10 protein-coding genes are annotated in these 11,271 nt (G+C 61.3%); 4 read left to right on the top strand and 6 right to left on the bottom strand.

The genetic code is table 11. From position 1 onward, the window contains the following. Positions 1–24 precede the first annotated feature (24 nt). The gene (locus ATI02_RS14080) at positions 25–912 is read right to left on the bottom strand and encodes a LysR family transcriptional regulator (protein WP_095190587.1); all 888 of its coding nucleotides are present in this window, start codon (positions 910–912) and stop codon (positions 25–27) included. Between the two features lie 139 nt (positions 913–1,051). Between ATI02_RS14080 and lysM the strand changes: the two genes are divergently transcribed. Further along, positions 1,052–1,492, top strand: coding sequence for a peptidoglycan-binding protein LysM (gene lysM / locus ATI02_RS14075; protein WP_095190588.1), 441 nt, complete (start codon positions 1,052–1,054; stop codon positions 1,490–1,492). A 107-nt stretch (positions 1,493–1,599) separates the two neighbouring features. Here the strand turns inward: lysM and yrfG are convergent, their stop codons facing one another. Continuing rightward, positions 1,600–2,262 (bottom strand): GMP/IMP nucleotidase, encoded by a 663-nt coding sequence (yrfG, locus tag ATI02_RS14070; protein ID WP_095190589.1) that lies wholly within the window; start codon positions 2,260–2,262, stop codon positions 1,600–1,602. Between the two features lie 88 nt (positions 2,263–2,350). On the opposite strand from yrfG, the gene nudE reads away from it, so the two are divergent. Together nudE and cysQ are read left to right on the top strand one after the other, a co-directional pair. Beyond that, positions 2,351–2,920 carry an ADP compounds hydrolase NudE gene (gene nudE / locus ATI02_RS14065; RefSeq protein WP_095190590.1) on the top strand — a complete coding sequence of 190 codons (570 nt, stop codon included), beginning with the start codon at positions 2,351–2,353 and terminating at the stop codon, positions 2,918–2,920. 7 nt (positions 2,921–2,927) lie between these two features. After that, entirely contained in the window at positions 2,928–3,755 is an 828-nt protein-coding gene (gene cysQ / locus ATI02_RS14060; RefSeq protein WP_100846581.1) for a 3'(2'),5'-bisphosphate nucleotidase CysQ, read from the top strand. Between the two features lie 76 nt (positions 3,756–3,831). Here cysQ and ATI02_RS14055 read toward each other — a convergent pair whose 3' ends face one another. The 4 genes from ATI02_RS14055 to rfbC are packed head-to-tail and all read right to left on the bottom strand — an operon-like array spanning position 3,832 to position 8,059. After that, positions 3,832–4,287 (bottom strand): YiiD C-terminal domain-containing protein, encoded by a 456-nt coding sequence (locus ATI02_RS14055; RefSeq protein ID WP_095190033.1) that lies wholly within the window; start codon positions 4,285–4,287, stop codon positions 3,832–3,834. Further along, a complete protein-coding gene (locus tag ATI02_RS14050) occupies positions 4,284–5,666 on the bottom strand; it encodes a sigma-54-dependent transcriptional regulator (protein WP_095190034.1) in 1,383 nt (460 codons plus the stop codon). Before ATI02_RS14050 ends, ATI02_RS14055 begins: the two co-directional genes overlap by 4 nt. Next, positions 5,663–7,471 carry a sensor histidine kinase gene (locus tag ATI02_RS14045; protein ID WP_100846580.1) on the bottom strand — a complete coding sequence of 603 codons (1,809 nt, stop codon included), beginning with the start codon at positions 7,469–7,471 and terminating at the stop codon, positions 5,663–5,665. Before ATI02_RS14045 ends, ATI02_RS14050 begins: the two co-directional genes overlap by 4 nt. A gap of 42 nt (positions 7,472–7,513) precedes the next feature. Beyond that, a complete protein-coding gene (gene rfbC, locus ATI02_RS14040) occupies positions 7,514–8,059 on the bottom strand; it encodes a dTDP-4-dehydrorhamnose 3,5-epimerase (protein WP_095190036.1) in 546 nt (181 codons plus the stop codon). Positions 8,060–8,206: 147 nt separating this feature from the next. Here rfbC and ATI02_RS14035 point away from each other — a divergent pair, with 147 nt between their 5' ends. After that, positions 8,207–11,119, top strand: coding sequence for an aminotransferase (locus tag ATI02_RS14035; protein ID WP_100846579.1), 2,913 nt, complete (start codon positions 8,207–8,209; stop codon positions 11,117–11,119). Positions 11,120–11,271: the final 152 nt, after the last annotated feature.

Genomic DNA, 11,271 nt, shown 5'->3' with positions numbered 1-11,271 from the left:
TGATCTACCGATAGATGCTGTCGATCAAGTATCGCCTGGCGATTTTTGATACAGCGCAAAACAGGCCTCGGCCAGCGCTGAACGCGGTGCGCCCCGGCGCATGATGAACCCCAACCGGGCGAGGGTTTGGGCGCTTTCAATCGGTTGCAGGCGCAGGTGATCGGTGAGGTTTTCCAGTCCACCGTCCAGCGGCATCACAGCGCAACAGAACCCGCCATGCACAGCTTGTAATAATTGATGCACGGCATCGGTTTGCAGCAGTGTTTGTGGCGTCAGGCCACGGCTGTGGAAATTATGGTCGATCGACTGGCGAAAGTGCATGCCGCTGGTGAGCATGCCCAGTGGCAGTTCGATCAGCGCTTCCCAGCTCAACGGCGCTTCGCCGAAGGAGAAAAAACGCTGGTCATACAGCAATCCCATGCGGGTTTCACTGAAGGCCAGGGATTCGAAGCGCTCGCTGTCCAGCCGATCAAGGTAGGACACGCCGATATCGATGCGGTTGTTCGCCAAATGCTCAAGGATTTGCTCGGAACTCAGCGCCGACAGTTCGAAACGCAGGTCCGGGTGCGCGGCGTGCAGGCGTTGCATCAGCGGCAATGGATCGAAGCTCGACAGCGGTACCACGCCCAGGCGCAGCGTACCGATCAGGTTGCCGCGACACGCCGCCGCTTCCGCCTGCAAACCGTCATAAGCCGCCAGCACCGTGCGCGCCCACGCCAGCACCCGTTCGCCCGGCGCGGTGAAGCCTTCGAAACGCTGGCCACGGTTGACCAGCGGCAGGTCGAGCTCTTCTTCAAGGCTGCGCAGGCGCATCGACAGGGTCGGTTGGGTGATGTGGCAACGCGCGGCGGCCTGGCCGAAGTGGCGGGTTTCGTCGAGGGCGATGAGGAATTTCAGCTGCTTGATGTCCATCTTCGCTCCGAAGGGTGTTGGCGGGGGTGGGCGATTCTAACGCTTGTGGGGTGACAGGGTCATTGGTCGGCTTGGAACCGGGTTTGTCTGGCGTGGTCTAGGCTTTGACGTCTGGAACCCAAATCAAGGAGTGTGCGCTATGAGTCTTTTGAGCTTTGTGAAAGAAGCCGGTGAAAAACTGATCGATCTGCTGACCCCGGGCAACGCCAATGCCAGCGAGCAGTTGAAGGAACACATCAGCAAGGTTGGCTTGGGCAATCCGAACGTTCAGGCGACCGTGGACGGCGACAAGGTCACGGTTACCGGTGAGGTGGCGAGCCAGGAGGAGAAAGAGAAAATTCTGCTGGCGGTGGGCAACATTGAAGGTGTGGGCAGCGTTGATGATCAGATCACGGTGACCGGGCCGGTGGTGGCCGCGGCACGGTTTGTCGTGGTGAAAAAAGGCGACACCCTCAGCGCAATTTCTCTGGCTGTCTATGGCAACGCCAACCACTACAACAAGATCTTTGAGGCCAACAAACCGATGCTCAAGGATGTGAACAAAATCTACCCAGGGCAGACACTGCGTATTCCTGAGTAATTGCGGATAACGCTTTCGTCGGAACGCCGCCCGGAGCAGGCTCGCTCCCGCATTGGATTGCGTTTCAACGTGGGAGCGAGCCTGCTCGCGAATAGGGCGACTCGGTATCAGAGGCCTGTGATCAAATCCCGGTAATCCTCGACCGCTGCAAACTCGGCGGTGTCCTTCGGACCTTTTCGGCTGTCGGGTTCTTTGACCGCCAACAAGTGCGCCACACCGAAATCCCGCGCACTGCGCAGAATCGGCAAAGTGTCGTCGATAAACAGACTGCGCGCCGGATCAAAACCGATATCCGCCTGCAAGGCATCCCAGAATTGCGGGTTTTCCTTCGGAAATCCGTAATCGTGCGAGCTGATCAGCCGCTCGAAATAGGGCGCCAGTTCGATCCGTTCCAGTTTCAGTGACAGCGAATCACGGTGCGCATTGGTGATCATGATCACCCGTTTACCGGCCCGTTTTATCGCCGCAAGAAAGGTATCGGCGTCCGGGCGCAGGGCGATCAGGTGCGCGGTTTCCTGTTTCAGTTCGCGCACAGACAACTTCAGCTCCGCGCTCCAGAAATCCAGGCAATACCACTGCAACTGTCCGGCGTGGCGTTCGAACAACGGCTGCAATTCCATCTCGGCCATGGCCCGGCTGATCCCGTGCAGTTCGGCGTAGCGCTGGGGCAGATGTTCCAGCCAGAAGTGGTTGTCGAAGTGCAGATCCAGCAACGTGCCGTCCATGTCGAGCAGAACGGTATCGATGTCGGACCACGGTAATGAAGGCATGGCAACGTCTCGAACGGTAGAAAGATATCCGACGTAAACAATCGGGAAAGCCGCGTTATAGTAGCGCGTTCACGCCAAGGAGCTTTGCATGCGCCAGAAACCCACCGTACTTGCCCGCGAGATCGTCGCCACCAGTCGTCTGTTTTGCGTCGAAGAACTGAAGCTGCGTTTTTCCAATGGCGTGGAACGCACTTATGAGCGTCTGGTCGGCAAGGGCGCGGGCTACGGCGCGGTGATGATCGTGGCGATGCTCGATGCCGAACACGCGGTGCTGGTCGAGGAATACTGCGGTGGCACAGACGAATACGAGTTGTCCTTGCCTAAAGGTTTGATCGAGCCGGGTGAAGATGTATTGGCGGCCGCTGAGCGTGAGCTCAAGGAAGAGGCCGGTTTTGGCGCGCGGCAACTGGAACATCTGACCGAGCTGTCGCTGTCGCCCGGTTACATGAGCCAGAAGATTCAGGTGGTGCTGGCCACTGATCTCTACGAGGAACGTCTGGAGGGCGACGAGCCCGAGCCGATGCGGGTCGACAAGGTCAACCTGCGTGAATTGTCGGCGTTGGCGCTGAATCCGCAGTTTTCCGAAGGGCGCGCATTGGCGGCGCTTTATTTGACCCGTGACCTGCTGAGCCAGCGCGGTGTTTTCAGCTATGAGTGAGCACCTGATGAATTTCTCCCACCCGTTGATGGCGCCAGTGATTGAGCTGGCATTGCAGGCTGGCGAGGTGATTTTGCCGTTCTGGCGCTCCGGCGTCGAAGTCACGGCCAAGTCTGATGATTCACCGGTGACCGCTGCGGATCTGGCTGCGCACCATTTGATTGTTGCCGGACTGACGGCGCTGGATCCGAGTATTCCGGTGCTGTCGGAAGAGGACGCCGACATCCCGCAAAGCGTGCGCGCCGGCTGGCAGCGCTGGTGGTTGGTGGATCCGCTGGATGGCACCAAAGAGTTCATCAGCGGCAGTGAGGAGTTCACCGTCAACATCGCGCTGATCGAAAACGGCCGGGTGGTGTTTGGTGTGGTGTCGATGCCGACCAACGGTCGTTATTACGTTGGCGGTGCCGGGCTGGGCGCTTGGCGTGGTGATACGGGCGGTACGCCAGTTGCGATCCAGGTGCGTGATGTGCCGGCGCCCGGTGAGGCGTTCACGGTGGTGGCCAGCCGTCGGCATTCCAGCCCTGAGCAGGAACGCTTGCTGGCCGGGCTGAGTGCGAGCCTTGGTGAGCTGCAATTGGCGAATATCGGCAGTTCGTTGAAGTTCTGCCTGCTGGCTGAAGGCGCGGCGGATTGCTATCCGCGACTGGCGCCGACTTCGCAGTGGGACACGGCGGCGGCGCAGGGTGTGCTGGAAGGCGCGGGCGGTGAGGTGCTGGATTTGCGCGGTGAGGCGTTCTGTTATCCGGCGCGGGAATCGTTGCTGAACGAGTTCTTTTTGGCGCTGCCGGCGAAGGCAGCGTGGCGAGCGAGGTTGTTGGAGTTGGCCCGCGGTTAAGATCAAAAGATCGCGGCCTGCGGCAGCTCCTACAGGTTTATCCATGTAGGAGGGGCCGCAGGCTGCGATCTTTGCTTTAACGATGCAAAACGTACTGCCCGCTAAACGTCACCGCATCCTCATCACTCCCGGCATTGACGATCCGCGTATTCAACGTCAACCGCGCCCGCCCATAACGCTGATACATCGCCAGAAACTTCTTCCACACCGCCGCCTCCGGCGCCGGGCAAATCGCCGTGGCATCCCCCGTCACCGGCAGTGGATAACTGATCTGCCCCTCCTGAATCACGATGTGCCCGTCCGCAATCCCCTCTTCCTTCAAGCGCAGGTGCAACCAGCCCCAACCGGCCAGCACTGCGCCGCAATAGAGGCTGCCGCCGAACATGGTGCTCTTGTGATTGACGTTGGGCTCTAAAGGCAAATGCAGACTCAACTGCTGTGCCTGCCAGTCGAGTACCTTGAGGCCCATTTCCCGGGTCAGAGGGATGTCGTGATGCAGCACCGATTGCAGATAGTGAGTGTCCGGGTTCATTCGTTTTCCTCCCCATGGCTGCTGTCGCCGAAGTTGAGGCCGTGTTTGCGCAGCTTGTCGTGCAGGGTCTTGCGCGGAAGGCCCAGCGCTTCGGCGAGGCTGCGCACCGAGCTGTGGGAGCGCGCCAGTTCGGCGGCAATCAATGATTTCTCGAAGTTTTCCACTTGCTCGCTGAGGCCTCCGGCGTTGACTTCAACAGCCGTGCCGCCGCCTTCGGTGCCGCTGTTGTCCAGCGCCAGTTCCAGGCCGAGGGCGAAGCGCTCGGCGGCGTTCTGCAATTCGCGCACGTTGCCCGGCCAGGTGTGGCGCAGCAGCAAGGCGCGTTGCGCCGGTTGCAGTTCATGCGGCGGCAAACCGTGGCGGGCGCTGGCTTCATCGGCGTAATGCTGGAACAGCACCAACGCATCTTCGCCACGCTCGCGCAGTGGCGGAATACGCAGCGGCGCGACGTTGAGGCGGTAATACAAGTCGGCACGGAAGCGGCCCTGATCAGCCGCCTGGCGCAGGTCTTCCTTGGTTGCGGCGATCACGCGGATGTCCAACGGGATGAGCTGATTGCCGCCCAGCCGCTCGACCACGCGCTCCTGCAGCATGCGCAGCAACTTCACCTGCACGTCCATGCTCATGCTTTCGATTTCATCGAGAAACAGCGTGCCGCCATTGGCGAATTCGAACTTGCCGATGCGGCGTTTCTGCGCGCCGGTGAACGCGCCCGGTTCATGGCCGAACAACTCGCTTTCCACCACCGATTCGGCCAGCGCTCCGGCGTTGATCGCGACAAACGGGCCGTTGCGCCGGCTCGAAAGATCATGCAGCGCCCGAGCGACGACTTCTTTGCCGGCCCCGGTTTCGCCGAGGATCAACACGTCAGCCTTGGTCGCCGCCAGCGCGCCGATCTGCTCGCGCAGGCGCAGCATCGGCGTTGAGTGGCCGACCAGACGCGCGCTTAGTTCATTGCGATCGCTCAGGGCCAGACGCAGGCTGCGGTTGTCGAGCACCAGGCGACGCAGGGCCAAGGCACGACGTACGCTGTCGAGCAAAGCATCGCTGGCGAAGGGTTTTTCGAGGAAATCATAGGCGCCGGCGCGCATGGCCTGCACGGCCAGCGGCACGTCACCATGGCCGGTGATCAATAGCACCGGTAACTCAGGGTCTTGAGCGTGCAACTCGCTCAGCAACTCCAGACCGTCCATGCCCGGCATGCGGATGTCGCTGACCACCACACCTGGCCAGTCGCGTTCCAGTTGCCCGGCCAACCCTTGGGCTTCGGACAGCGGCAGAATTTTCAAGCCAGCCAGATCCAGTGTCTGGCCGAGGGCCTGACGCAGGTGCGGATCGTCGTCGATCAACACCACCTGAATGCGATTGTCGATGGTCATGCACTTCGATCCTCGGACGGTTGCAGGCTGACCCCGGGCGCACCGGCGCGCAGCCGCAGGGTAATCAAGGCGCCACCTTGCTTGTGGTTGGCGAACGACAGTTCACCGCCAAAGGCGCGCATCAGCGTTTCACAAATGGCCAGCCCCAAGCCAAGGCCTTGAGTGCGGGTCTTGGTGGTGTAGAAGGGCTCGCTGGCGCGACCGAGGGCTTCCATGCAGAACCCCGGGCCGTTGTCGCGAATGTACAGATTGACGCCTTCGGCGGTGGATTCGGCACTCAGCCACAATTTGCGCGGCGGGCCTTTTTCGGTGAGGGCGTCGAGGGCGTTGGCCAGCAGGTTGCCGAGCACTTGGCGCAGGCGCGTTTCCCCGGCCTCGACCCACAAGGTGGCGGCGGGCAGGTCGCGGATCAACTCAACTTCCATGCTGCGCCGACGTTTGGCCAGCAGCGCCAGTGCATCGTCCAGCGCCGGTTGCAGGGCAACGCTTTCCGGGGCGTGGCGGTCGCGGCGGGCGAAAGCGCGCAGGTGGGCGATGATCGAGGCCATGCGTCCGGTCAGTTCGCTGATCAGTTTGAGGTTGCCGCGGGCCTCGTCGGTACGTTGGTGATCGAGCAGTACTTCGGCGTTTTCCGCGTAACTGCGGATCGCCGCCAACGGTTGGTTGAGTTCGTGGCTGATGCTCGCTGACATAGTCCCCAGCGCTGACAGTTTGCCGGCCTGCACCAGATCATCCTGGGCGCGCACCAGTTCCTGTTGCGCCTGCTCGCGTTCCAGTACTTCCTGCTTCAAACGGCGGTTGAGGCCTTCCAGATCACTTGTGCGTTCGGCGACGCGGCCTTCCAGCTCACGACGGGCCTTGGCCTCGAACGCGATGCGTTCCAGATAGTGGCGACGGCGCTGCATCATCAGGCCTACCAATAGCATCACCACCAACAGTGTGGCGCCGCCGATCGCCACCACCGTGCGCACCGGCCGGTCGATCAGCGTGCGCGGGGCGAGGATGCTGACGCTCCAGCCGGTTTCGGCGATGTCGTGGGTTTGCGTCAGCCAGGCGTCGGGGCTGAGATTCAGCGGACGCGGTTCGCGGGTCGGGTAGGGCTGGATTGCGGTGATAGCTGCGCGCTCGGTATCGCTCAAGACGCGGGTCGAGCGGAAGCGCCATTCAGGACGCGAGGTGAGGATGACCACGCCGTTATGGTCGGTCACCAGCAGTTGTTCCGGCGTTTTACCCCATAGGCTTTCGGTGTGGTCGAGATCGACTTTGATCACCAGCACGCCAGTGATCTTTTCACCGTTACGCACGGCAGCAGCGAAGAAGTAACCGCGCTTGGCCGACGTGGTGCCGAGACCGAAAAAACGCCCGAGACGCCCGGCCATGGCTTCGCTGAAATACGGGCGAAAGGCGAAATTGCGGCCGACGAAGCTGTCGTGTTTGTCCCAGTTCGACGCCGCCAGCGTTTTCCCGGTGGTGTCCATCAGGTACATGACTTCGGCGCCAGTCTGCGCACTGATATTTTTCAGCAGACGGTTGGCATTGCCTTGGGTGACACCATCGTCCGGCGCCCCGAGTACAGCGCGTAGCGCCGGCAAGTCGCCGAGTATCTGCGGCAACACTTCATAGCGGTGCAGGGTGCCCAGCAGGTTGGCGACGTAGAGGTCGAGGGTCTGGCGATTCTGGCCGGCCAGTTCGCTGCGGTAATAGCGCTCGGCCAGATGCTCCAGCGGCCACAGTAAAGGGGCCAGACAAAGTGCCAGCAGGGCGAGGCTGCGCCAGCGAGGTCTGCGTGGGATAGATGGTTTCATGAGCCGGATGCGCCTGTAGTGACAGGCGCATTATGCCTAGGCTCAGGCGAAGACGTCAGCGTCCTTGAGCAGCGCGGCAGCCTGATCCTTGGCCGACAGCTTCGGCGCTTCGTCCAGCTGCCAGTCGATACCCAGAGCAGGGTCGTCCCAGCGAATGCTGCGCTCGGACGAAGGGTCGTAGTAGTTGGTGGTCTTGTAGAGGAATTCGGCGAACTCACTCAGTACTACGAAGCCATGGGCGAAACCTTCCGGCACCCACAGTTGACGATGGTTTTCAGCCGACAGGCGCACTGCTACCGACTTGCCGAAGTGCGGCGAGCTGCGGCGTATGTCCACGGCCACATCTAGCACTTCACCGACAGTGACGCGCACCAGTTTGCCTTGGGTGTTTTCCAGTTGGTAATGCAGGCCGCGCAGCACACCTTTTTGCGAGCGCGAATGGTTGTCTTGAACGAACTGAGTGTCCAGACCAGTGGCTTGCTGGAAGGCCTTGGCGTTAAAACTTTCGTAGAAGAAACCGCGCTCGTCACCAAACACCTTCGGTTCGATGATCAGAACACCGGGCAAATCAGTGGTGATGACATTCATGAGGATTTCCATAGGCAGGTGTGAATGGCCGACATTCTTGCGCAAAGTGCCGGCGGATGCGAGCGCGCGAATAACCACGCTCAGGGGTTGCGCATCCTCTGAAGCAATGGCGATATAGGCGCCTGATAAAATTCCAGGGGTCGTTCCATGCCGCTCGCCATGTTGATTCACCGCGCCAGTTTGCCCAGCCCGCAGGTTTCACAGGCACAGGCCCTGCAATGGCTGACCGAACATTACGGGCTCAGCGGCACGTTGCAGGCCCTTGGCAGCCAGCAGGATCTCAACTATCGCGTCGACAGCGCACGCGGGCGGTTTGTGCTGAAAATCTGCCGGGGCGATTACGCCCTTGTCGAGTTGCAGGCCCAGCATGCCGGGCTCAAGTATCTGGCCGAACATTGTGCTGTGACCGTGCCACGGGTGATTGCCGCCAGTAACGGTCAGGACCTGCTGACGCTGCAAGTCGATGGCGAGCCGGTGCATGTGCGGCTGCTGGATTACATCGAAGGCCAGTCGCTGACCCATCTCGATCACTTGGGCCATGAGGTGGTGACCGGGTTTGGCCGGCTCTGCGGTGAGATGGATCTGGCACTGGCCGGGTTCGACCATCCGGGCCTTGAGCGCACTTTGCAGTGGGACGCGCGCCATGCCAGCGCACTGATCAGCCATTTGCTGCCAGTGATCAAGGACGACCAACAACGCGCATTGATCGCCGGCGTCGCCGAACAGGCTGAGCGCCGCTTGCAGCCGCTGGCGGACAAACTGCCGGTGCAGGCGATCCACATGGACATCACCGACGACAATGCCGTCTGGCAGCGCGACGCCCAGCGCCATTGGCAGTTGCAGGGCGTGATCGATTTCGGCGACCTGATCCGCACCTGGCGCATCACCGATCTGTCGGTGACTTGCGCTGCGTTGCTGCACCACGCCGGCGGCGACCCGTTTGTGATTCTGCCGGCGGTGCAGGCTTATCATGCGGTCAATCCGCTGCAACCCGAGGAGCTGCAAGCGCTGTGGCCCCTGATCGTCGCGCGGGCGGCGGTGCTGGTGCTCAGTGGCGAGCAGCAGGTCAGCATCGATCCGGGCAACGCTTACAGCCGCGACAACCTCACCCACGAGTGGGAAATCTTCCGCGTCGCCACCTCGGTGCCACTGGCGCTGATGGAGGCAGCGATCCTCACCGCCGTCGGGCAAGCCTTGCCGGAAATCAATGGCGAAGGTTTTGCGCCGTTGTTGCCTGGCTTGGTCGGGCGCGAATTCGCATTGATCGATCTCGGCGTTCTCAGCCCGCATTTCGAGGCCGGCAACTGGGAGCAGGAAGGTATTGATCAGCGCCTGCTGACCGAAGCGGCGGCCGTCCATGGTTTGGCGGCGAGTCGTTACGGCCAATACCGTTTGTCGCGTACTCAACCGGACAGTGCCGTCGAGCCGGATACCTTGCCGCTGCATGTCGAGTTGCGCGTGCCGAACGGTACTACCGTGGAAGCGCCGTTTGCCGGCGTGCTGCATCAAGCGGCAGACGGTGCGCTGCAACTCGATGGCCCGCAGCTCAGCGTGCGGTTGTGGGGCGTGACGCCTTCGCTGCACAGCGGCGCGGCGCTGGTCAAAGGCCAAGTGCTGGGCTCGGTGAGCAAGCCGTTGATCGTGCAACTGAGTCGCGGTGCGCAACTGAATGCGCCGCTGTTCTGCACGCCATCCCGTGCGGCGGCGTGGCAGGCATTATGTCCGTCGCCGGCAGCCTTATTGGGCCTGGCCTGCGATGCCGTGCCGGAGCTGGACGCGAAAACCCTGCTGGACCGCCGTGACGCCAGTTTCGCCCGCACGCAAAAGCACTATTACGTTGACCCGCCACGCATCGAACGTGGCTGGCGCAATCACCTGATTGACATGCAGGGCCGTTCCTATCTCGACATGCTCAACAACGTCGCGGTGCTCGGGCACGGTCACCCGCGCATGGCGGCGGTCGCTGCCCGCCAGTGGTCGCTGCTCAACACCAACTCACGCTTCAACTACGCGGCGGTGGCCGAGTTCTCCGAGCGATTGCTCAAGCTGGCGCCGCAAGGCATGGATCGAGTGTTTCTGGTCAACAGCGGCAGCGAGGCCAATGACCTGGCGATTCGTCTGGCGTGGGCCTACAGCGGCGGGCGCGACATGATCAGCGTGCTTGAGGCGTATCACGGCTGGACGATCGGCGCCGACGCGGTATCGACTTCGATTGCCGATAACCCGAAAGCCCTCGAAAGTCGCCCGGACTGGGTGCATCCGGTGACCGCGCCGAACATTTATCGCGGCGAATTCCGCGGCCTCGATTCGGCACCGGATTACGTGCGCAGCGTCGAACATCACTTGGCGAAAATCGCCGAGCACAAACGCCAACTGGCCGGGTTTATCTGTGAACCGGTGTACGGCAATGCCGGCGGCATCTCGCTGCCGCCAGGCTATCTGAAGCAGGTGTATGAGTTGGTGCGTGCGCAGGGCGGTGTATGCATCGCCGATGAAGTGCAGGTCGGTTACGGGCGCATGGGCCATTTCTTCTGGGGTTTTGAAGAGCAGGGCGTGGTGCCGGACATCATCGTCATGGCCAAAGGCATGGGCAACGGCCAGCCACTCGGCGCGGTGATCACTCGCCGGGAAATCGCCGAGGCGCTGGAGGCCGAGGGTTACTTTTTCTCGTCGGCCGGCGGCAGTCCGGTGAGCTGCCAGATCGGCATGGCCGTGCTGGATGTCATGGAAGAAGAAAAACTCTGGGAGAACGCCCAGGTGGTCGGTGGCCACTTCAAGGCACGGCTCGAAGCATTGATCGATAAACATCCGCTGGTAGGGGCGGTGCATGGTTCCGGGTTCTATCTGGGCGTGGAACTGATCCGCAATCGCGAGACTCTGGAGCCTGCGACCGAAGAAACTACGCTGCTGTGCGACCGCTTGCGCGAGCTGGGCATTTTCATGCAACCGACCGGCGATGATCTGAACATCCTCAAGATCAAACCGCCGATGGTCACCTCGCGGCGCAGCGTGGATTTCTTTGTCGACATGCTGGACCGGGTCCTCGAAGAAGGCCTGTGACCCACGATCCTTTGGAGGCGCTGTCGGAATTCAGATTTATATCGATTATTTATGTTGCCTTGCAGATCGAAGGTGATTTGTAAGCTTTTAAAGCCGATATTTATCGGTTATAAAGTCGCCATTGCTTTGCTAACCCTCGATGGTTTCCAGGA

This window comes from Pseudomonas baetica (assembly GCF_002813455.1).
GTDB lineage: Bacteria > Pseudomonadota > Gammaproteobacteria > Pseudomonadales > Pseudomonadaceae > Aquipseudomonas > Aquipseudomonas baetica.
Note: the sequence above shows the minus strand (reverse complement) of the source record. Positions and strands in the feature narration are given on the sequence as shown.